This window comes from Nitrosomonas sp. (genome assembly GCF_019752095.1).
Taxonomy (GTDB): Bacteria; Pseudomonadota; Gammaproteobacteria; order Burkholderiales; family Nitrosomonadaceae; genus Nitrosomonas.
This window is the reverse complement of the sequence record NZ_JAIEMO010000009.1, coordinates 77,669-99,099: the sequence shown is the minus strand read 5'-3', so window position 1 is coordinate 99,099 and position 21,431 is coordinate 77,669. Positions and strand designations below refer to the sequence as shown.

General features: G+C 45.2%; 20 protein-coding genes and 1 pseudogene. 9 read left to right on the top strand and 12 right to left on the bottom strand.

From position 1 onward, the window contains the following. The first annotated feature begins 195 nt into the window (after positions 1–195). Positions 196–1,614, top strand: coding sequence for an acetyl-CoA carboxylase biotin carboxylase subunit (locus K2Q13_RS04310; protein ID WP_292919456.1), 1,419 nt, complete (start codon positions 196–198; stop codon positions 1,612–1,614). Positions 1,615–1,644: 30 nt separating this feature from the next. Further along, the gene (gene oadA / locus K2Q13_RS04305) at positions 1,645–3,471 is read left to right on the top strand and encodes a sodium-extruding oxaloacetate decarboxylase subunit alpha (RefSeq protein WP_292919430.1); all 1,827 of its coding nucleotides are present in this window, start codon (positions 1,645–1,647) and stop codon (positions 3,469–3,471) included. A gap of 113 nt (positions 3,472–3,584) precedes the next feature. On the opposite strand, the pseudogene K2Q13_RS13295 reads toward oadA, so the two are convergent. Both K2Q13_RS13295 and K2Q13_RS04300 read right to left on the bottom strand, forming a co-directional pair. Continuing rightward, positions 3,585–3,910: pseudogene (locus K2Q13_RS13295) on the bottom strand (tyrosine-type recombinase/integrase); the annotation flags it as partial. Positions 3,911–3,978: 68 nt separating this feature from the next. Next, positions 3,979–4,236 carry a hypothetical protein gene (locus K2Q13_RS04300; protein ID WP_292919429.1) on the bottom strand — a complete coding sequence of 86 codons (258 nt, stop codon included), beginning with the start codon at positions 4,234–4,236 and terminating at the stop codon, positions 3,979–3,981. Positions 4,237–4,337: 101 nt separating this feature from the next. On the opposite strand from K2Q13_RS04300, the gene K2Q13_RS04295 reads away from it, so the two are divergent. Continuing rightward, the gene (locus K2Q13_RS04295; RefSeq protein WP_292919428.1) at positions 4,338–4,826 is read left to right on the top strand and encodes an RNase H family protein; all 489 of its coding nucleotides are present in this window, start codon (positions 4,338–4,340) and stop codon (positions 4,824–4,826) included. A gap of 212 nt (positions 4,827–5,038) precedes the next feature. On the opposite strand, the gene K2Q13_RS04290 is transcribed toward K2Q13_RS04295, so the two are convergent. The 3 genes from K2Q13_RS04290 to K2Q13_RS04280 form a co-directional block, all read right to left on the bottom strand. Continuing rightward, complete coding sequence (locus tag K2Q13_RS04290; RefSeq protein WP_292919427.1) at positions 5,039–5,245, bottom strand: cold-shock protein; 207 nt, start codon at positions 5,243–5,245, stop codon at positions 5,039–5,041. Positions 5,246–5,841: 596 nt separating this feature from the next. Next, positions 5,842–6,078, bottom strand: coding sequence for a hypothetical protein (locus tag K2Q13_RS04285; protein ID WP_292919426.1), 237 nt, complete (start codon positions 6,076–6,078; stop codon positions 5,842–5,844). Between the two features lie 320 nt (positions 6,079–6,398). Next, positions 6,399–8,582 carry an OsmC domain/YcaO domain-containing protein gene (locus tag K2Q13_RS04280; protein ID WP_292919455.1) on the bottom strand — a complete coding sequence of 728 codons (2,184 nt, stop codon included), beginning with the start codon at positions 8,580–8,582 and terminating at the stop codon, positions 6,399–6,401. Positions 8,583–9,245: 663 nt separating this feature from the next. Between K2Q13_RS04280 and K2Q13_RS04275 the strand changes: the two genes are divergently transcribed. The 4 genes from K2Q13_RS04275 to K2Q13_RS04260 all read left to right on the top strand — a co-directional run bounded on the left by K2Q13_RS04275 (position 9,246) and on the right by K2Q13_RS04260 (position 12,911). Then, complete coding sequence (locus K2Q13_RS04275) at positions 9,246–10,577, top strand: DUF2254 domain-containing protein (RefSeq protein WP_292919425.1); 1,332 nt, start codon at positions 9,246–9,248, stop codon at positions 10,575–10,577. Between the two features lie 148 nt (positions 10,578–10,725). Then, positions 10,726–11,253 carry a cupin domain-containing protein gene (locus K2Q13_RS04270; RefSeq protein ID WP_292919424.1) on the top strand — a complete coding sequence of 176 codons (528 nt, stop codon included), beginning with the start codon at positions 10,726–10,728 and terminating at the stop codon, positions 11,251–11,253. A gap of 102 nt (positions 11,254–11,355) precedes the next feature. Beyond that, a complete protein-coding gene (locus K2Q13_RS04265) occupies positions 11,356–12,132 on the top strand; it encodes a sulfite exporter TauE/SafE family protein (protein WP_292919423.1) in 777 nt (258 codons plus the stop codon). Positions 12,133–12,212: 80 nt separating this feature from the next. Then, positions 12,213–12,911: an SDR family oxidoreductase gene (locus K2Q13_RS04260; protein WP_292919422.1), complete on the top strand. Its 699-nt coding sequence runs from the start codon at positions 12,213–12,215 to the stop codon at positions 12,909–12,911. 87 nt (positions 12,912–12,998) lie between these two features. On the opposite strand, the gene K2Q13_RS04255 is transcribed toward K2Q13_RS04260, so the two are convergent. From K2Q13_RS04255 to K2Q13_RS04245, 3 genes are read right to left on the bottom strand one after another with little or no spacing between them, the layout of a single operon-like run. Next, positions 12,999–13,832: a metal ABC transporter permease gene (locus K2Q13_RS04255; protein ID WP_292919421.1), complete on the bottom strand. Its 834-nt coding sequence runs from the start codon at positions 13,830–13,832 to the stop codon at positions 12,999–13,001. After that, a complete protein-coding gene (locus tag K2Q13_RS04250) occupies positions 13,832–14,650 on the bottom strand; it encodes a metal ABC transporter ATP-binding protein (protein ID WP_292919420.1) in 819 nt (272 codons plus the stop codon). The genes K2Q13_RS04255 and K2Q13_RS04250 overlap by 1 nt, the downstream gene beginning before the upstream one ends. Continuing rightward, a complete protein-coding gene (locus K2Q13_RS04245) occupies positions 14,628–15,596 on the bottom strand; it encodes a metal ABC transporter substrate-binding protein (protein WP_292919419.1) in 969 nt (322 codons plus the stop codon). The genes K2Q13_RS04250 and K2Q13_RS04245 overlap by 23 nt, the downstream gene beginning before the upstream one ends. A 128-nt stretch (positions 15,597–15,724) precedes the next feature. On the opposite strand from K2Q13_RS04245, the gene K2Q13_RS04240 reads away from it, so the two are divergent. Both K2Q13_RS04240 and nikR read left to right on the top strand, forming a co-directional pair. Beyond that, positions 15,725–17,803, top strand: coding sequence for a TonB-dependent receptor (locus K2Q13_RS04240; RefSeq protein ID WP_292919418.1), 2,079 nt, complete (start codon positions 15,725–15,727; stop codon positions 17,801–17,803). Positions 17,804–17,879: 76 nt separating this feature from the next. Continuing rightward, the gene (gene nikR / locus K2Q13_RS04235) at positions 17,880–18,341 is read left to right on the top strand and encodes a nickel-responsive transcriptional regulator NikR (protein WP_292919417.1); all 462 of its coding nucleotides are present in this window, start codon (positions 17,880–17,882) and stop codon (positions 18,339–18,341) included. A 74-nt stretch (positions 18,342–18,415) separates the two neighbouring features. Here the strand turns inward: nikR and yut are convergent, their stop codons facing one another. The 4 genes from yut to ureE form a co-directional block, all read right to left on the bottom strand. After that, a complete protein-coding gene (yut, locus tag K2Q13_RS04230) occupies positions 18,416–19,399 on the bottom strand; it encodes an urea transporter (protein WP_292919416.1) in 984 nt (327 codons plus the stop codon). A gap of 111 nt (positions 19,400–19,510) precedes the next feature. Beyond that, on the bottom strand, positions 19,511–20,146 hold the full coding sequence (gene ureG / locus K2Q13_RS04225; RefSeq protein ID WP_292919415.1) for an urease accessory protein UreG: 636 nt from the start codon (positions 20,144–20,146) through the stop codon (positions 19,511–19,513). A gap of 17 nt (positions 20,147–20,163) precedes the next feature. Beyond that, positions 20,164–20,841, bottom strand: a complete 678-nt coding sequence (locus K2Q13_RS04220) for an urease accessory UreF family protein (protein ID WP_292919414.1) — start codon at positions 20,839–20,841, stop codon at positions 20,164–20,166. Positions 20,842–20,853: 12 nt separating this feature from the next. After that, positions 20,854–21,378: an urease accessory protein UreE gene (ureE, locus tag K2Q13_RS04215; protein WP_292919413.1), complete on the bottom strand. Its 525-nt coding sequence runs from the start codon at positions 21,376–21,378 to the stop codon at positions 20,854–20,856. Positions 21,379–21,431: the final 53 nt, after the last annotated feature.

Below are 21,431 nucleotides of genomic sequence, written 5' to 3'. Positions count from 1 at the left end.
ATTCAAGACAACCAACAAAAATAACACATTGTTATTAAATTATTATATATTACAAACATCCATCAAGCTCCCGTATTGAATCATCATTTCTCGACGAAAAATGATCACCTTCAGTCAATGCTGGATAAAATTCCAGAATTGATCGGGTAGAATACGCGCATTATCGTTTTTCAAAGTGTTCCAAATACCAATATGATGTTACGTAAAATATTCATTGCCAATCGCGGTGAGATTGCTGTTCGCATTATTCGCGCCTGTTCTGAAATGGGCATTCGCTCGGTCGCCATTTATTCGGAAGCCGATCGTTTCGCGTTGCATATTAAAAAAGCGGATGAATCTTATTGTATCGGTAGCGACCCCGTAGCATGCTATCTGAACATTCATGCCTTGGTTGACTTAGCTCTCGCGACCGGTTGCGATGCGGTGCACCCGGGTTACGGATTTCTTTCTGAAAATGCGAAATTTGCAAGCGCGTGTAAAAAGCGTGGACTTATTTTCATTGGACCCAATGCGGACGTCATCCACCGCATGGGGAACAAAACCGAAGCCCGGAAAGCGATGAAAGCTGCCGGTATACCGGTTACGCCCGGATCGGATGGCAATTTGCAGTCGGTAGAACAAGCCCAGGAAATCGCAGCACAGATTGGTTATCCGATCATGTTGAAAGCCACTTCTGGCGGCGGCGGCCGCGGCATCAGGCGCTGTGATAATGCTGACGAACTGAAGCGCAATTACACCCGGGTCATTTCCGAAGCCACAAAGGCGTTTGGCAGCGCTGATGTTTTTCTGGAAAAGTGCATCGTCAACCCAATACACGTTGAGGTGCAGATTCTGGCAGACCATCATGGCAACGTGATTCATCTCTACGAACGGGATTGCTCGATTCAGCGCCGCAATCAGAAACTGATAGAAATTGCACCATCGCCACAACTGGACGAAGCGCAACGTCAGTACATCGGCGGTCTCGCAGTCATTGCCGCGAAATCGGTCGGCTACACTAATGCCGGCACAGTCGAGTTTCTGTTGGATGACAGCGGCCGGTTTTATTTCATGGAAATGAATACGCGTGTGCAGGTCGAGCATACCATTACTGAAACAATCACCGGCGTCGATATTGTCGAGGAACAAATTCGCGTGGCGGCTGGTTTGCCGCTACGCTCCAAGCAGGAAGAGATTGTGCGGCGGGGTTATGCGATTCAGTTCCGGATCAACGCCGAAGATCCAAAAAATAATTTCTTGCCCAGCTTTGGCCGCATTTCCCGTTATTATGCGCCTGGTGGCCCCGGCGTACGAACTGATACCGCGATATACACCGGTTATGAAATTCCGCCTTTTTATGATTCCATGGTGGCGAAAGTCATCGTCAGCGCACTGACCTGGGAAGACGCGATTAAGCGCGGGCAGCGTACGTTGCGCGACATGGGCGTATTTGGCGTCAAAACCACGATTCCATACTATCTAAAGATCCTGAAACATCCGCAGTTTCGCGCAGCCCGGTTCAATACCGGTTTTGTTGAGCAAAACCCCGCTTTGATCAATTATTCCGATAAGCCACAACCCGAAGTGCTCGCTAGCGTCATAGCTGCCGCAATGGCTTCGCACACAGGTCTGTGAGTATACTTACGGGTTAATCAAGGAAAAATCATGCAAAAAGTTCATATTACCGATGTCATATTGCGCGATGCGCATCAATCTCTGATCGCGACTCGTTTGCGCACGGAAGACATGCTACCCGCCTGCGCAATGCTTGACAGCATAGGCTACTGGTCGCTGGAATGCTGGGGCGGTGCGACGTTTGACGCCTGCTTGCGGTTCTTAAAGGAAGATCCCTGGGAACGTCTCAGCAAACTTAAAGCCGCCCTGCCCAATACGCCATTACAAATGCTGCTGCGTGGACAAAATCTGCTCGGCTACCGTCATTATTCCGATGATGTGGTGCGAGCCTTTGTGAAAAAAGCAGCTGAAAACGGCATGGATGTTTTTCGTATTTTCGACGCATTGAACGACATGCGCAATCTCGAAACTGCCATCCAAGCCACCAAGGAATACGGCAAGCACGCGCAAGGAACCATTTGCTACACCACCAGCCCGGTGCACGATGTCAATAGTTTCGTGTCACTGGCCAAAGATTTGGCTGAGTTCGGCTGTGATTCGATTGTCATCAAAGATATGGCCGGTCTGCTAACACCGTATGTCACCTATGAACTGGTCAGCGCCCTGAAACAAGCGGTCGATCTGCCCATCCACTTGCATTGCCATGCCACTTCCGGGCTCGCAGAAATGTGCCAATTGAAAGCCATCGAAGCCGGTTGCCGGTATATCGATACAGCATTGTCATCGTGGTCGGGCGGCACCAGCCATCCACCCACTGAAAGCCTAGTCATGGCACTGCAGGATACAGAATACGATACCGGCCTGAGTTTGCAGAAATTACAGGAAGTGAACGATTATTTTGTACAGATTCGCAAAAAATACCACCGCTTTGAAAGCGAGTTCACCGGCGTCGACACCCGGGTTCACGTGTTTCAGGTTCCAGGCGGAATGATTTCGAATTTAGCCAATCAATTGCAAGAACAAAACGCTCTGGATCGGATCAATCAAGTCTACGAAGAAATCCCCCGCGTGCGCAAAGATCTGGGCTATCCGCCTTTGGTCACGCCGACATCGCAGATCGTCGGTTCGCAAGCAGCACTCAATGTCCTGACTGGAAAACGCTATTCCACCATCACCAACGAAGTAAAGCGCTATTTGCAAGGCGGCTACGGCAAAGCACCGGCACCAATGAATGCCAACTTGCAAAAACGCGCAATTGGCAAGGAAGATATTATCGATTGCCGCCCCGCAGATCTATTGAAACCGGAATTTGAACAGCTACGCCGGGAAATCGGCCATCTGGCGAATAATGATGAAGACGTTCTCAGCTACGCCATGTTCCCGGAAGTCGGCAAACAATTCCTGGAACTCCGTTCAACCGGCCATCTGATACCTGAACCTTTGGAAACAGCTTCAACAACGGTCGGTGGCGAGCAAAAAGCGCCGACCGAATTCAACGTAGCGCTGCATGGCGAGTCGTACCACATCAGAGTCACCGGCACCAGCCCTAAAAATGAAACCTTGCGCCATTTTTATTTTATGGTGGACGGCGTCCCGGAAGAAGTTGTCGTCGAAACGCTCGATGAAATCGTGCTGGACGGCGGCACGCAAGGCGCTGTCAAAAGCAACATCGCCAGCAAACGCCAGCGTCCTGCTGGCGAAGGCGATGTCGTTGTGAGCATGCCGTGCAATGTTCTGGACGTGTTAGTCAAAGTCGGCCAAAAAGTCAACGCCGGACAACCTGTCTTAATCACCGAAGCCATGAAAATGGAAACGGAAATCACCGCACCGATTGCTGGAACCATCAAAGCCGTGCATGTGGTGAAAGGCGAATCGGTGAATCCGAATGAAGTGTTGATTGAGATTGTGGTGGGGTAAGTTGTATTAGCTAAAATTTAAGCTGACAGCTTTAGAAATTAATCTGAATTGAATTTGACTGACTGAATTCGGCCGAACAACTACCACCACAAAGTGGCCGCTGATATCCAAAGTTATACTTCAGTTTGTTCGGCCATTTCCAATGCATCATCGACCTCAATTCCTAAATACCGAAAGTACTCTCCAGTTTTGTGTGGCCTAATAAAAGCTGGACGGCTCTTAGATTCTTGGTTTTTTTCTAAATCAGTGAAGCTTTGGTTCGTCGCATCGAATGCGTACCGTAGGCGGCAGATTCAAGTCCAATCAGTTTTATCCAGGAGTGGGCAATCCTCGCATATTGCCGCGTAGATAAGTGTGGTGATAATTTGATTCTACTCGGCAATAGATAATTCTCGTTTTTAAGCCTAGCGTGGTTGATCCAATCTGATACAGCATCCCTAGCAGGCTGTTGAAAAACTATCTGCATTGACGCTGCGGTGTTAAAAACAGGTTCAAAATGCTCATTTATTAGGCATTGCGCTTTTTCACCTGCTTTTGCCTTGGATCAGCTGCTTCGAAAACGTTTTTCAACAGCCTGCTAGTCAGTTCGGTGATCTCAAATTGCACTGGCTCGTGAGTTTTTTGTTGTTCAACCATAGCTCGACTTAACATTTGACTACCCTGGGAAACATCTCGAACCCTTAGTTTAAGCGGAGCCTTCTGCCTCACAGGTTTGCATTTGTTCCAAGGTTCTCTATGGTTCCGAATTTGTGTAGTATTCATCATAGCTTGATTCCTTATTTCGGATTATGGAATCAGTAGTGTAGAACTAAGTGATTGATCGATCATGATGAAACGGCATCTTGGTTTTGAACGGATTTTAAAAAATGCTTCATTTACGGATTTTTACTGACGGTAGTGTTAATACTCAGTTAAAGGTAGGGTATGGCGCTTATCTTGTTGTGTCTGATTTGAAAGTATCTATAGACTCGCTTAAATACAGGGTGAAAGTGAAACGTTTCGAACAAACCAGTTCGACTAAATTGGAATTGCAAACGCTATTGTGGTCACTGAATGAGATGATTGCTTTGGCTAACGGGTGCGATATTGCCTTGACGGTGTATACAGATTCTCAAAATATTATTGGTCTGCCAGGAAGGCGGGCCCGTCTTGAACAAAGCAATTATTTTTCGAGCAAAAACAGACCGCTGAATAATTATGAGCTATACCAGGAATTTTACCGATTGACCGCCAGGCTAAATTGCGAATTAGTTAAGATAGTAGGCCACCAAGCATCCAGCAAGAAAGATGAGATCGATAGACTATTTGGTTTGGTAGATCAGGCATCTAGGCGTGCGTTGCGAGAATATTCTTAGTCTACGGCGTGTGGGAGAGCGGAATTGTAACGAACAATTAGGCTCGACGCGACCCGAAGTAGACGGTGAGATAGTGCAAATTTCATTTTATCAGAGATAACGTTCAGCATAACCGTCAGCCCAGAGCATGATCCAAAAACCGCGGCGAGCTGTCCGAGCCGATACGACTTGTTATGTGTAAAAACCTGACCAAGCAGATGTAATTTAAGGGATTATACAGGCACAACCTTATTAGCGCATGGACCTTTCTGGCCTTGCCCAGCTTCATATTCCACTTTCTGACCATCGTTGAGTGTCGCATAACCACCCCCACTTTGGATTTCAGAATGATGAACAAACAGATCCTTTCCTCCATCATCTGGGGTAATAAAACCGAAACCTTTACTTGCATTGAACCACTTTACTGTACCTGTACTCATGCCTTATTTCTCCTCTTAAATTTAATATTCAACAACCTTCCGTATCCTGCTTTTTTACAAAATTATTTAATAACCCGCATTATAACTGAATTGTGCTAATCATTATTTAACGCCCGCCTAAACGGCTTTCGGCTTGTCGCAAGTCCAGTGAGTGAAGCGAACGATGTTTGAGGCGTTTGTTATATTGCATTTCCTGAATACTTTGTGCTTTTAAGTAAATCATACAATTTTTCAACAGATCCAATTTTTATAAGTGCTTCCGATGTTAGAATCTTGGCAACCACAGCGCGCGATATTCCCAGCATATGCTGATGATCGGATTCACTTATATTCTTGTTCCCTGAATGCACAATCGCGGAACGTAGCCCATATAGCCTCTTAACCTTTGTTTCAATTTCTAGTCTTTCATTAACTTCGTTACCAAGAATAAGTGCAACACCCTCTGATATTTGATTAAGAATTGATGGAGTGATGATGTTTTTTTCACTATATGTGAAGATAATTTCTAGTGCTATTGCTGATTTAAGAAATGCACTTTGAGGTAATGGATCAGCAATTGATTGCCCTATCCACTCAATTGCTAAAAGTATTCGTTTTTAAAATTGATTTAGGTTATTGCTGCTTGCAATACTCCAAGCGTATTTATAACCAGCCTCTTCATTTAAGAAATATGGATTATCTAGTGGTATTGGTTCAAAGGAACCATGATTGCTCGCTGAACTTGATGCTTGGCCATCATCAGAAAAAATATATGCTCTTCGATGCCTCCAACCTTGGTAATTTAGTACACCAACTTCAAATCGAGATGTTGTATTGCCAATGATGTAACGCATTACCAGCTCGAATCGCTCAAATGCCTGATCTGCAATTTCTATTGCTTTTTCACAAAGAATTGCAAAGAATTGGGGTCACAAAAAGAATTGGGGGCAGGTCGCGAATTGAGAATTCCACCGATGCATTAGTCATGTTTTTTGACCGCACCGGAGAAACATGGAGACAGGTCTAGAATTAAGAATATTTTCGATGGATTGCATGAATTCTTGTTTTGTAATCTATATCCGCTATTCTGCAACTGATCCCATCTGTTTTGAGTTTGATTGAATTTCAGCACAATTAAGTATTGTATCCCAGGAATTTCAAGTCACTTGACCCGTTATGCTTTATTCGCCTCGCGGGCTTGATGAAGCTTTTTGTAGCTTCTGATTAGCCTTAGGTGTTTGTCTAAGCCTTCTAGCTTCATGCTAGTTTTGGTTAAGCCAAAGAATTTCACTTCTCCGGTTACAGAACCGATCACATTGCCCATGGTTTTTTTACCGAACATTTTATTTAGGTTGGCGACAAAATGATCAAGCGCTAATTCTTTGTCCAGAGTGATCTCAAGTACTGCATGAACCGCTTGATAGAACAAGCCACGCTCGACAGTATTGTCGTTGTACTGCAAGAATGCTTCTACTAACTCAATGGCCTCATCAAGCTTGCCTAAGGCAAGGGTGATAAGAATTTTCAGCTCAAGAATGGTCAGCTGTCCCCAAACAGTATTTTCATCGAACTCAATGCCAATCAGGGTTCTAATATCCATGTAGTTATCTAGCTGGCTTTCTTCTAAACGATTGACCAAACTCACCAAAGCGTCATCACTCAGAGAATGAATGTTCAAGATATCTTCGCGGTAATCCAGCGCCTTGTTGGTATTGTCCCAAATAAGGTCCTCAATTGGATACACTTCTGAATAACCCGGCACTAGGATGCGACAAGCAATGGCACCCAGGTCGGAAAATTCGGCAATATAAACTTCTTTGCCCAGATTCTTTAAAATACCCATTAAGTACTCTTTTTCTTCTTTGTTTGATCCGGAAAAATCCCACTCGCAGAATTCATAATCATGCTGGCTACTAAAAAAGCGCCAAGAGATAACACCCATTGAATCAATAAAGTGCTCAACAAAGTTTTCTGGTTCCTTCACCGCCAGGCTATTAAAAGTTGGTCGCGGCACATCATTTAAACCTTCAAAGCTGCGCCCTTGTAGTAATTCAGTCAGGCTGCGCTCCAGCGCCACTTCAAAGCTTGGGTGGGCGCCGAATGATGCAAATACGCCACCCGTTTTGGGGTTCATTAACGTCACACACATCACCGGAAATTGACCGCCTAATGAAGCATCTTTGATCACCACAGGGAATCCATTCTTTTCCAGAGCATTAATGCCCTCTAAGATGCCGGGGTACTTCTCAAGCACGTGTTGCGGTACGTCTGGCAAGACAATTTCTTCTTCAATAATTTGTTTTTTTACCGCACGCTCGAAGATTTCCGATAGACATTGCACTTGCGCTTCATACCGGTTATTGCCCGCACTCATACCGTTACTTACGAATAAGTTCTCAATCAGATTGGATGGGAAATACACGGTTTCTCCATCGGAATGACGCACATAGGGAATAGCGCATATGCCACGCTCAACCAACCCCGAGTTGGTATCAATAAGATTTGAGCCACACAGTTCACCGTCTTCATTGTAGATATCTAAACAATATTCATCCAAAATGCCTGCTGGCAGCTCGTCATTTGGCCCCGGCTTAAACCATTTTTCATTGGGATAATGCACAAAATCTCTGCTGGCGATCTCTTCGCCAAAATACTGATCGTTGTAAAATAAATTGCAGTTAAGGCGCTCGATAAACTCACCTAGCGCCGAACAAAGTGCGCTCTCTTTGGTGGAACCTTTACCGTTGGTATAACACGTAGGCGAAGCTGCATCGCGTATATGCAGTGACCATACATTGGGTACGATATTGCGCCAGGAAGCAATCTCAATCTTCATGCCAAGGTCGGCCAAAATGCCAGTCATGTTCGTGATGGTTTGTTCAAGTGACAGGTCTTTACCTAAGATGTAAGTGCTGGAGTTGCCTTCCAACTGACCCATAAGCATGACCTGTGCGTCTTCGTCGAGGTTTTTAACCGACTCGATTTTAAACTCAGGGCCAGTTTGCACTACTTTCTTTACTGTACAACGGTCAATTGATCTTAAGATGCCTTGGCGATCTTTATCAGAAATACTTTCTGGCAGCTCCACCTGAATTTGAAAGATTTGGTTATAACGATTTTCAGGATCAATAATATTGTTCTGCGACAGCCTGATGTTTTCAGTAGGAATGTCACGGGACAAACAATACACTCGCACAAAATAGCCCGCACAAAGAGCCGATGAAGCCAAAAAATAATCAAAAGGACTTGGTGCTGAGCCATCACCTTTGTAGCGAATAGGCTGATCGGTGATGACAGTAAAGTCATCAAACTTAGCTTCAAGTCTGAGATTGTCGAGAAAATTAACTTTGATTTCCATTGAATAGTTTCCAGAGTCGTGCGCTGCAACCGGAAGCGTTTTAAACATTTTTCTTCTTGATGTTTTTAGCGGCTGCCAACGACGGATTGATCTTAATTGGGGGAATTATCTGTTTTTTTTGGTATTGCGAAGTTAATTTTTAAACGGCACAAAAATACTGGAATTGCTGCCTTTATGCTAACTGTTATGTTTGCAAGCTGCCACAACTAACTATATATCATCCTAAATGAAACGATATACAGATATGAAGATTATGATTGTACTGCCCTCTCATTTTATTTGGCTAGATTATCGGAGATTTATTCAAAGTAGTGACTATCTGGTCTTGCCGAATGTAATCACCTCAATGATTCCAACTGCCATTACTCAATCTTTGGGTCTGGCCTTACACTTTATACGTCTTGATTTCCTCATCGTATGACACGCGGCCAAGGCAAGATTTGATGTTATTCACAATTACAACCAACCACCGCCACTATCTTGAAAACACAGAGAACGCTGAAGTCTTTATATTGAAATTTTCGATTGTATTTCACAGTAACAACCAACTTTCAAAGATCCAAGGCTATCGGCGTTATAATGCATTCTATTTGTATACAAATACAAACCAAGCAATAATCAGGCTTATCTACAACATTGTGTGGCGGCGTCAGGGAGCACAAAATGCCATCTTTCATTTCAACACAGAGACTTAGGTTTTTTATCAATCGGCTGAACGAACGGCTTTGGGTAAGGCCATTGGCGGCTTGCCTGCTGTCGATCGCTGCGGCGCTCGCGGCTAAACTCGCAGACGGCACTGAACTAGGGGCAATTCTTCCAGCCATTAAACCCGAGCCTGTTGAAACCATGCTCTCCATCATGGCTGCCAGCATGCTGGTCATTGCCACCTTTGCAGTGTCATCCATGGTATCGGCCTATGCCTCCGCAAGCAGCACAGCAACACCGCGGTCGTTCTCGCTAATTATCGGCGATGATAAGTCACAGAACGCGCTATCGACGTTCATTGGCGCATTTATATACAGTATCGTGGCATTGACAGCGCTGAAGAATGGTTATTTCAAAGCAGCGGGACATTTTACGCTCTTCGTTCTTACGGCCATTGCGTTCGGCGTTGTAATCATAACGTTTGTGCGCTGGGTGGACAGCATCGCCCGCCTTGGCCGCATTGGAACAACCATCACCAAGGTTGAGCAAGCAACCACCCAGGCTTTGATGCGTCGCAAGGATGCACCAACCCTCCATGGTGTACCGGTGCTGCCACAAGCTCATGGATGGGCGGTATTCGCGCCCAGTGTAGGTTACGTCCAGCATATTGACCTTGCAGCACTGCAAGCATGGGCGGAAAAAACTGATGGCCGAGTCATGATCGCGGCCTTACCAGGCACATTTGCCGCACCCGGGCGGGAATTGGCTTGCATCAGCTCCCGCTCAGGAGAAATAGCAGAGAGTGACCGCGAACAAATTATTCAATCGTTTCAAATCGGGAATGATCGAATTTTCGACGATGATCCAAGATTTGGCCTCGTGGTCTTGTCGGAGATTGCCTGTCGCGCGCTGTCGCCCGCGGTTAACGATCCCGGCACGGCTATCAATATTATTGGAACGTTAGTGCGGCTTTTTGTTCTATGGAATGAGCCTGCAAAGGCTGAGGCAGCAGACGAACATATCCCAAAATATGACCGCGTGGAAGTGCCTGAGATCTTGGTGCGAGACATGTTCGATGACGCCTTCACTGGAATCGCTCGTGACGGCGCCGGCACGGTGGAAGTAATGGTTCGGCTGCAAAAGGCGCTTCAATCTCTGGCTTTGATTGGCGATGCGCCGATGAAGGAAGCCGCCAAGCATCACGCACGGCTGGCGCTGGAACGTGCACGACTCGCGCTAAACCTGGCACAAGATTTAGCGGTCGTACGTCATGCTGCTGCATTTGTAAAGACAGATACATCTTCGAAGAATTCGAGAGATTTATCCAGTGATGAAAATCATGACCATTAACTGCCATGAATCATTATCTCACAACCCATATAATCAAAAACAACCGACTAATGGCGTCGCCCCTTAGCTTTATAAGAAATGACAAGCATTACATTGCAAGACTTATCACTTTTTGGTTTTTAATAGTCATAAATTCTGGGGGACACGAATGAGAAAGATCATCACTATATGTCTTCTTACTCTTTTATTTACCTTTTTCTTCAACACGGTATACGGTTCTGATGGATTTGTCTTAAAAGCAGGTGAAGGCGAAGCAGTAATGAATGGAATGGTCATTAAAGCATCTCCATCAACTGGAACATCCAACTCAATCTTAGTGGAGCAGACTTTCCAGAAGGGGAGTACCACCGGGTTGCATATCCATGACCAGGGAGATGAATTATTTTATGTCGTTTCTGGGAATGGTTTAGCAACGCTCGGTACTACTATCAAAGAAATTAGTGCGGGCGATGTTATTTTCGTGCCCGCAGGAGTAGCTCACAAAATTGAGAATCTGAAGAACTCATTGCCATTAGTGGTTGTTTTCTTCATGGATAGCCCTGAGCTAGTTGAAGAATTTAGAGCCATTCAGAAAAGAGCAGCATCTCAACCCGACAAGCCGATAACATCCGAAGAGCTGGCGGAAATCCGACGCATTATAGGCGGATCCAGGGTTGTCGAAGTCCAAATAAAATAATAATTTTCACAAATTAATGCGCCATTCTTTAATTCATTGATATTTAATAACTTAAATATCGGGCGAAGCAAGCGCTTCCTGTAATTATGTGGAATTAAAATTTTGGAAATAACTCAATGGGTCATAATGATTGCGGCCGGAATCCTTGGTGGAATGCTCAACGCTGTGGCCGGAGGCGGCAGCTTTATCACGCTTCCGGCTCTGATTTTGGTAGGAGTGCCGCCGGTATCAGCAAATGCAACCGGCACCGCAGCACTGCTACCGGGATATATTGCCAGCACCTGGCGGTTCAGGCGTGAGATTGAATTGCCTACCGGCTTAAATTTCGCGACTCTTGTGTTGATTACTATTCTCGGTGGTTGCATAGGTGCGAGCATTCTGCTGCATACCAATGAGCAGGTATTCTCGATCTTGATACCCTGGTTAATCCTGTTCGCCACGATCATGTTTTTCATCGGCCCTCGTTTGCTTGACAGTGGAGTTCTTTCATCAAAAAAACCGCTTATTACCCGCTCAGGATATTGCAACCGAAAGACAATAGCGATTTTTTGCCTGTTTTCCGTGTGCGTCTATGGCGGTTATTTCAATGGTGGTCTGGGTATAATCTTACTCGCTGTACTTGGACTAATGGGCCAAACGAATTTACACGGGATGAATGGATTAAAGAACCTCGTCTCGTCTCTAATTACATTTATTGCAGTTGTAATCTATGCCATTGGTGGCGTCATAGCGAGTGAACAACTGCTGATCATGGGCGCCGCTGCGATTGTCGGAGGCTATGCAGGCGCGGCTTTCGCATACCGTTTTTCTAAACAGGTATTGCAAGTCTTTATCGTGGCTGTCGGCTTTATCATGTCTTTAGGTTTTTTCTTAATGTAATTTCCTAATGTATTAAGTCTATTTTTGTTGAATCGCGGTATCATTGAAACGTAAAACTTCTCATTTCCAGGCAAGATACTATGAAAACAGTACTCATCACAGGCGCTAACCGTGGCATTGGATTGGAATTTGTGCGCCAATACGCTTTGGATGATTGGCGTGTCATTGCTTGCTGCCGCAATCCGACGTCTGCCGATGCTTTGAACCGTTTAGTTGCGCAACATCCAGACCGAATCAGCATTTTTTCGCTGGATGTTGCCAATTATTCGCAGATTGAACAGCTGGCGCAAACGTTATCCGGTGAGACCATTGATTTATTAATCAATAACGCCGGCGTTTATCCGCCAAAATCGGGCGATGCTTTCGGCATGACGGATTACGAGGCGTGGGCGCATACTTTTGCAATTAACACCATGGCACCGCTGAAAATGGCTGAAGCGTTTCTGCGGCCTATTGCCCGTAGCAATCTAAAAACCATTGTCACCATTACCAGCAAAATGGGCAGTATTGCAGATAACCGAGGCGGTGGCAGTTACATCTACCGTTCCAGTAAAGCAGGTGTCAATATCGTGATGAAAAGCTTGTCGATAGATTTGAGTCCCCAACAAATCACTACGGTGCTATTGCACCCCGGTTGGGTCAAAACAGACATGGGTGGGCCGAATGGATTGATCTCAACCGAGCAAAGCGTCACTGGCATGCGTCGCGTGATCAGCAACTTAACATTCGAAGATTCCGGAAAGTTTTACGCCTTTGACGGGCAGATAGTGCCTTGGTAACTACAGATTCCGATGGACAGCTCTCGTTCCACAGCCTGAATTATCTCGGATTTTGCAGCTGACTAAAAACTGACTATCTGCGCCAATTCAATATTGTCGTGATCGATAGAGGTTTCGTAAGGGTCTCACCAGCATTGATAAGGCAAACACCAATACGCTAAACAACACTATGGTTGTACCCGAAGCGACATTAAAAATGTAACTTAAGTACATACCAATTACACCAGTCACCGCACCGATGATAGTTGAATAAATAATCATGCGGCTAAAACGATCCGTCAGCATTCTCGCAGTCATGGCTGGGGCAATGAGCGTGGCGGCGACCATCGTGACGCCAATGACATTCAGGGATGCAATGACCGAGAATGTGAGCAATAATGAAAACAGCAATTGCACAGAGTCAGTTTTAATACCGAATACGCGCGCCGCTTCATTATCGAACGTTGAGAAAAGTAAGGTACGGTATGTGATGAACATGGTAATCAGTGTAAAGAGAGCGACCAATCCGATGATCATCAGATCTTGCTCGGTGATTCCAAGAATATTGCCAAATAAGGCAGCTTCGAAGTTTTGTTTAAAATTACGCATCTTGCTGACAATGGCCACACCCAAGGCGAACATAGCCGTGGTTACAATCCCGATAGCCGCATCCAGTTTGATTTTGTTATTTTTAGTAATTTTGTTGATGATGAATGCGGCGAGTAATCCCATCGCGCATGCGCCCGCATAAAAATTCAAATTCAGTGTAATGCCGATCACTGCGCCGCCAATTGCCGCATGAGACAATCCGTGGCCAACATAACTCATGCCGCGCAGCACTACATATACTCCGATTAAACCGCCGGACGCACCTACCATCAACGCTGCAAGTAAAGCATGACGAAAAAACTCATATTCGATCGGTTCAAGTAGAAACTCCATCAGGGGGTCTCATCAATAAATTTGAGAGGGGTACTGTTAGCAATCAGGAGATGTCCTTCGGATTTAACAATGACAATATCACCTCCATATGTTTTAGTCAGGATTTCATTGGTAAAGATAGTATTCGGTCGACCTTGGGCAATAACACCGCGATTAAAACAAATCACCCAGGGCAAATGAGAAGCCACCGCATTTAAATCATGCGTGGTTAATAATATGGTGATGCCTCCTCTATTGATATCACTCAGCAAATGCAATACCTCATGCTGAGTCTTGATATCAACGCCAGAAGTCGGCTCATCGAGTATCAGAAGCTTGGGATTGTTGATCAAGGCGCGCGCCAGAAACGTGCGTTGCCGTTGACCGCCTGATATATCGCTAATGTGGCTTTTCAGACAATCATCAACGCCTAATCGATGCGCAAGATCTTGAATGCAAGTGCGCTCCTGTTTACTGAGCCAAGGCCATATACGTCCATTGGTATAAAGTCCCATGGAAATTACTTCTTCAACCGTTACCGGAAAATTCCAGTCGACACTGCCAAGCTGCGGTACATAACCAATCGTGCCTGGCCTCACCTTGTTGACTGGATAGTTGTAGAGTTCCACCTGACCCGCACTAACCGCGTGGATTCCTAAAACAATTTTCAGCAACGTCGACTTACCGCAAGCCGTGGGACCGACAATTCCGGCAAACTGACCCGCAGCAATTTCCAGACAAAGATCGTCAAATACCACGTTTTGTTCATAACGCGCGGTGACGCCGGTTAGCTTTACCGCAGGAACTAAAGGTGAATCAGAATGCAATGTTGCTGGCATCGATATTGGCCATACAGGCTGAATTACCGCCCAGTGCTTTGGTCATGGTGACCATGTTACTGGCCATCATACCGATGAAAGAATTATTAGGCGCGGCTGGAAGCTCATCATCCGCAAGTTGATCAATAAATTGGGCCTTTGCTTCTCGGGCAATTTGCTTCATCACTTTACTGGGAAACACTTCTGAACCAAATATTGCCGGCACCCCGGTTTCTCTAATTTGTTTAATAATACTGATGACTTCCTGGGGACCCGGCTCGGAGAAATCAGAGGGTTGTACCGCTGCAATGACTACCATGCCATAACGCGGTGCGAAATAGGCAAAAGAATCATGATACGTGACTAACTTACGATTTGTTTCAGGAATTGTCTCAACACACTTGAAAATTGCCTGATCCAATTTCTTTAGTTTAGCCAAATATGCTGCGGTATTTTCCTGGTAGCTCACCTTATTCGCCGCATCAAGCATAATCAGATTGTCTCTAATTATTTCTGCGTAACGCATGACCAGCTCAATGTTCAGCCATAAATGAGGATTAGGATGCCCGTGTTCACGTGGAAAACTAAAATCATACTGCCAGTCCGCTTCTTTAAGAGTGAGGTTTCCCAATTGCAGAATCGGAGTTTCAGGTCTTTTTACTTTTTTCGCTAAGTTTAATGTCGGTAATTCCAGGTCAAGGCCATTCACGATAATCATGTCGGCTGCTTGTAATATTTTTACATCCGAAGGGATGGGCTCAAAGGTATGGGAATCGGTTCCATCTGGCACGATACCGGTTACTTTAATGTGCTTTCCGCCAACATTCTGAACAATATTCGTGATCGGTGAAACAGTTGTAACAATTTCAGTCTTCTTGTCAGCAATTGCCGCGAGTATAGGGTTTTGTAAGAACAGTGGTAATAAACATAAAAAAAACTTTGCAATTCTTAAGGTTGCTAGTTTCATAACAAAATTTCTCCCAATTAATGCGCTAGATTTTATGAAAAAAAAACAATTTATCATACATTTTGATTTATTATGAGTGTTCATGCGGCTTTTAAGAAAATGACACGTAGTTTTAGGATAAAAAGAACGTGAAAATAAAAACTAAGCTGGCTATCACACTGCAGTGGCTTATCGGAGGTAGCAGTTTTATATCAATTAGTTGCATACCATTAATAGTCAACGCTGCGGGAGTTCCAACCCTTAAGGAAATGATTATCCGCGCCAATGCGCGAGAGCTAATCGGCACGGCCAACTCCGCCAATGAAGGTACGGTAATCAAGCAACAACTTGATTCACGCACCGTTTATCGTCCGGGAGAATTACTGGAAACAGTACCGGGATTAATTGTTACCCAGCATAGCGGTGAGGGGAAAGCCAACCAATACTTTCTGCGCGGCTTTAATCTGGATCATGGCACGGATTTACGCATTTCAGTAGATGGAATGCTGGTCAATCAACGTTCGCATGGGCACGGACAAGGCTGGGCGGATACTAACTTTATCATTCCTGAATTGGCAGGCAATGTACTGTACTTAAAAGGCCCTTATTACGCCAATCAAGGCGATTTTTCCTCAGCGGGCGCTGTCAGTATGAGCTACGTTGACAAATTACCGAAGGGCATTGCCAGCTATGGACTTGGACAACAGGGCTTTATGCGGGGATTGCTGGCAAAATCACATGAAGTAGGCGCGGGCAATGTATTGTATGCAGTGGAGCTACTGACAAAAGATGGGCCATGGGTTAAACATGAGGATTTCAAGAAATTTAACGCGGTACTGCGTTATAGCCAAGATAGTGGCCCGACTAAATTTAACGTAACAGCAATGGGGTATGGTGGAAACTGGAACTCAACCGATCAAATCCCGCAAAGAGGTGTAGCCAGCGGTTTTGTTCCACGACTGGGCGCCATTGATCCCAGTTCTGGCGGTGAATCTCACCGCTTTAGTCTCTCCAGTGCACTACAGCATGTCAGTCGCTATGGCATCACTCAGTTGAATCTGTATACGCTGCATAGTAATTTGGCATTATTCTCAAATTTCACCTATTTTCTCGATGACCCAGTGAATGGAGACCAATTCTCTCAGATTGATAAACGCTTTCAATCGGCGATGAATGCAAATCATCTTTGGACCAACAATATTAGTGGAATCGAGATCGAGAGTATGGTGGGCGTTCAATTTCAGAATGATGTCATTGACAATGGATTGCTCAGTACCAAAGAACGCCAAACCTTATCGACTACCCGCAAAGATCATATAAATCAGAACAGTATAGGAATTTATTATCAAAACAGCATACAGTGGCTGGAAAAATTCCGCAGCGTAGCCGGCGTGCGCTCGGATTATTACTGGTTTGATGTCAATAGCAATATCAATGCTAACTCGGGAAACCGTTACGATAGCATGACCAATCCCAAGCTCAGCCTAATTTTAGGACCTTGGGTGCAAACCGAACTCTATTTTAACTATGGCAGCGGATTTCATAGCAATGACGCACGTGGAGCGACTTCTACCGTTGATCCAAAGTCAGGAGATCCCATTAACAGAGTCAATCCTCTGGTGCGCTCGACGGGTTATGAATTTGGAGTTCGCACCGCCATCGTTCCAGGCTTGCAGGCTTCTTTTGCCGCGTTTCGACTGGATTTTGATTCGGAATTATTATTTGTGGGTGATGCCGGAACAACTGAGGCCAGCCGTCCGAGTAAGCGGGAAGGAGTTGAAGTTTCACTGTTTTATATGCCGACAGATTGGTTGATGGTTGATCTGGATTACGCGTTGGCGCGCGCACGTTTCAGCGATGCTGATCCAAGTGGCAACCAAATACCTGGAGCAATACGAGGCGTAGGAAAATTAGCAGTAGCGGTGGATAATATAGGCCCTTTATTTGGCAGTATGCAGTTTCGCTATTTCGGCAAACGTTCTTTGATCGAAGATAACAGCGTACAGTCCAATCACACCATTACGCTCAATGGCCAAATTGGCTATAAGATCGGTAACAGTGTGCGCGTAATCGTACAAGGATTTAATCTGCTCAACACACAAGCGCATGCGATAGATTATTATTATACTTCGCGACTTCCGGGTGAGCCCGCCGCCGGCGTGAGTGACTTACATTTTCATCCGATAGAAAGCCGCTCAATTCGTGTTAATTTAGTCGCTAATTTTTGATCAATACAATAAATTTGTAATGGTATATTCAGTATTTAGATTAATGATTTTGAGTGATAATCCCAAAGGAGATTTTATGGAGCGCTTTACTATTTCGATGGATGACCAGCTTTTTGAGCAATTTGATAAAGTTTCCCATGCACGCGGTTACGATAATCGCTCGGAAGCTATTCGTGATCTCATTCGGGATTATCTGGAAACCACACGCCTGGAAAAAGATAATAAAGGCTACTGTATTGCGACACTCAGTTATATTTATAATCACCACCAAAGAGACCTAGCCAGCCAGGTAACTTCTGCGCACCATCACCATCATGATTTATCTTTATCCAGTATGCATGTTCATATGGATCATGATAACTGTCTCGAAACCACTATTCTGCGTGGCACAATTCAAGATGTTAGGCGCTTTGCCAATCAAATGATCGCCACCAATGGCGTGCGTCACGGCAAATTGCATATTGTGCCGATCGAGCTATCAGAAGAGCTTCATCCACATTCTGCGACTCCTCATACGCATTGCAGTCCGCTCACCTAATGATCTCCAGTGTTGTCACTACCAATAAAAAGCCCCGCTTCTAAACGGGGCTTAATCTCAAAAAACAACTAATTTTAGTGTAAATTACCCCAATATTTAGATCTTCCAGCAGCAAATAAAAACATCCACATCACCAGAACAAAAGGAAACGTCAGCGTCGGCAAGCCAATCGGCGCGAGGAAATTAGCCAATCCAGCCTGACAAATAACCGTCAAAATACCCGCCAGTAAGGCAAGAATTGCAGTGCCTGTGCTAGGTTTAAGAAAAACCCAGCCGATCGCCATCATGGTCAGCACCGGATTAAAAGCATAAAGCCCCATTTCGATCAGCGTTTTATCGGCACCCAGGCAGATCGGCAAAGCAACCCCGACAATTGCGCCGGCCAGCGCCATTGATGCCCCACGCAGTGAGGTTATTGCAATACCAATCAAGAACAAAATACCTACTATGACGCTATCGGCGAACATCACTTCGCCAACACCTTTGGTAACGGCTGTATACCAAGCCTCAGCCGCTTCTTGCGTAAAGGTAGCATACTCTGCCGCGACTACTGAGGCAGCGGCAATGTCGATAGGAATTCCCGGTGCGGGCAGCACTGGGCCGCGCGAAAACGCATCAAATGAAAACACGGCCACCATAAACATCCAGCAGGTCAAAACAAACGGGGACGTAGATGCGGGAATGTTATAAGGTTGCAAGATCCGCATCAATGCAGCCAACACCACCGTAGACAAAACTGAAGCAAGTACCACATACAACCAGAGTTGCGGAGTATTCTCCATGAACAGAAATAAGCAGGGACCTACCAGAGTGCCGTTAAATCCGTACAGCCCTGCATCAATATCATCGTCTGAAAACCCTAATAAATAAGCGGCGACTGTACTGCTGATTACGCCTATAGTCGCAGCGAGCCCTGCAGTAATCCCACCTACATATAAGGCGATTAGGAAAATAAGACCCGTGACTGCGTTGCAGCAAAAAAATACTTGACCGACACCTCTGAATATTACACGCAAAGGTTTCGGCATTGCCTTGTCAATTGATAAAGACCAATCCATGATGATTAGCTCCTAAAGTTTGTATGAAAAAAAGAAACCACGGTAACTAACACTACAATCTACTTAATCATTCAGCTTAGGGTTAAAAATTAAATTTGTGCAAAGATATTCTCAACCTGCTCGTTGTTTCACTTCTTCAAGCAATCCTTGTTTCACAATGAATTCAACGACCTGATCGACACCTTCACCCGTTTGCAAGTTGGTGAACACAAATGGTCGATCGCCACGCATTTTTTTTGCATCTCGTGCCATTACTTCCAAACTTGCTCCAACATAAGGAGCCAGATCAATTTTGTTAATAATCAGCAGCGCTGAACGCGTAATGCCAGGACCACCTTTACGCGGTATTTTTTCGCCAGCCGCGACGTCAATAACATAAATAGTTAAATCGGAAAGCTCGGGGCTGAAGGTAGAAGCTAGATTGTCGCCGCCGGACTCAACCAGAATAAGGTCAAGATTGGGAAAATCGGCTGTCATGCGCGCTATGGCTTCAAGATTAATGGATGCATCTTCACGGATAGCCGTATGCGGGCATCCGCCTGTTTCCACACCCATCAGACGTTCTGGAGGTAACGCATTAGCGCGTAATAAAATCTCCATATCTTCCTTGGTATAGATGTCATTCGTAATAACCGCCATTTCGTAACGATCGCGCATTTTTTTGCTCAGTGCCTCACATAAGGCCGTTTTTCCTGATCCTACCGGACCACCGATACCTACTCGAAGCGGATTTGATTGTTTACTCACGTGTAATACCTCAAAAATTATGACCGATAAACTCGGCTATATTGTGTTTCGTGTTGCATCGACAACAATGACAATCCTGGCGCCCAATTCGATAGTTCGTCATCATTGAGCTGCTGTGCATGTAGCGATACTTTTTCGATTGTTGCATGCAACGACAATAAAAGACTCTGCCCGGAAACCTGCCCCAGTGGCACTGATTTGACGCAAACTAACACTTGATTCTCGACCATTGAGAACAACATGCCAAGCAGTGCCGACTCATGTGGCACCCCAAGTGCTTCTGCGGCACATGCAAACGCAGTAGGTAAAGGTATTTCGGATTGATTTGCTAATATTGCACTCAGGGAATCGTCCGCAATCTTTAGATCTGTGACGAGTTTTCCTAAAGAATATCCCATTTGTATTGTTTCCGCGCGAAACTCCGTGGTATCGCGTGCTGCAACAAAGCATTCAGTCCAGTAACTGACAGCTGCCAAATCGCGCTCGGCAAATGCATTAAGCAAGCGCCATACGATCGGCGCTTCAAAATCCGCAATGATATTCAATGCTTCTGAAATCCATGCACGCGCAGAGCTTTCATCATGCACGGTACCGTTTTCAATGGCGGACTCCAAACCTTGCGAGTACGTGTATGCACCAATTGGCAGCGAGGGACTTGCTAGTTGCAGTAAGCGAAGTAATAAAACAGATTGCACAATGAATGACTCCTAAGATTGCGAGTCGGATGGTCTGTGAATCTTTTGACGTGCTGGTATGGGCGCAAGCGGACCATGTGCATGGTAATGACCATCGTCATGATGATGGTGCCCTCCTCCTCCATAAGCGCCTGATTCTGGCTCGAATTGTTCATCTTCTTCTATGACAGAAGCACCTAGTCCTTCCAACATTTGCTTTAAGACACTATCTTGATGAATCCGCAGAAAAGCTTCGCCAACCTGGGTTTGCGTATGTCGATTACCAAGATGAAAGGCACAACGCAATAAATCATGTGGTGTCTTACAAGTGACTCGATAAGTAGGCTCACGAGCGGCAATGATCTGCACTACACGCCCGTCATCGCTCTTGAGTAAGTCATTATTCCGCAGTATTGTGCCTCGCAAAGTAAAAATTGCCACCTCCTCACCGGATGCAAGCACCGTCCTTAGCCGACTGTTCTCGCGCATTTCATAGGGTAAAACCAATTGTGCAAACACTGAGTCTGCATGATCTATTTTAGTATTCAGCGTAAGCATTTTATAATTATGATCAGTTATTAGTTTTATAGTAACTATCACTGCAAAAAAAC

Bases quoted from the DNA above. Each gene is read 5' to 3' on its own strand.
- K2Q13_RS04310 (WP_292919456.1), top strand. From the start codon at position 196: ATGTTACGTAAAATATTCATTGCCAATCGCGGTGAGATTGCTGTTCGC.
- oadA (WP_292919430.1), top strand. From the start codon at position 1,645: ATGCAAAAAGTTCATATTACCGATGTCATATTGCGCGATGCGCATCAA.
- K2Q13_RS04300 (WP_292919429.1), bottom strand. From the start codon at position 4,236: ATGATGAATACTACACAAATTCGGAACCATAGAGAACCTTGGAACAAA.
- K2Q13_RS04295 (WP_292919428.1), top strand. From the start codon at position 4,338: ATGCTTCATTTACGGATTTTTACTGACGGTAGTGTTAATACTCAGTTA.
- K2Q13_RS04290 (WP_292919427.1), bottom strand. From the start codon at position 5,245: ATGAGTACAGGTACAGTAAAGTGGTTCAATGCAAGTAAAGGTTTCGGT.
- K2Q13_RS04285 (WP_292919426.1), bottom strand. From the start codon at position 6,078: ATGCGTTACATCATTGGCAATACAACATCTCGATTTGAAGTTGGTGTA.
- K2Q13_RS04280 (WP_292919455.1), bottom strand. From the start codon at position 8,582: ATGGAAATCAAAGTTAATTTTCTCGACAATCTCAGACTTGAAGCTAAG.
- K2Q13_RS04275 (WP_292919425.1), top strand. From the start codon at position 9,246: ATGCCATCTTTCATTTCAACACAGAGACTTAGGTTTTTTATCAATCGG.
- K2Q13_RS04270 (WP_292919424.1), top strand. From the start codon at position 10,726: ATGAGAAAGATCATCACTATATGTCTTCTTACTCTTTTATTTACCTTT.
- K2Q13_RS04260 (WP_292919422.1), top strand. From the start codon at position 12,213: ATGAAAACAGTACTCATCACAGGCGCTAACCGTGGCATTGGATTGGAA.
- K2Q13_RS04255 (WP_292919421.1), bottom strand. From the start codon at position 13,832: ATGGAGTTTCTACTTGAACCGATCGAATATGAGTTTTTTCGTCATGCT.
- K2Q13_RS04250 (WP_292919420.1), bottom strand. From the start codon at position 14,650: ATGCCAGCAACATTGCATTCTGATTCACCTTTAGTTCCTGCGGTAAAG.
- K2Q13_RS04245 (WP_292919419.1), bottom strand. From the start codon at position 15,596: ATGAAACTAGCAACCTTAAGAATTGCAAAGTTTTTTTTATGTTTATTA.
- nikR (WP_292919417.1), top strand. From the start codon at position 17,880: ATGGAGCGCTTTACTATTTCGATGGATGACCAGCTTTTTGAGCAATTT.
- yut (WP_292919416.1), bottom strand. From the start codon at position 19,399: ATGGATTGGTCTTTATCAATTGACAAGGCAATGCCGAAACCTTTGCGT.
- ureE (WP_292919413.1), bottom strand. From the start codon at position 21,378: ATGCTTACGCTGAATACTAAAATAGATCATGCAGACTCAGTGTTTGCA.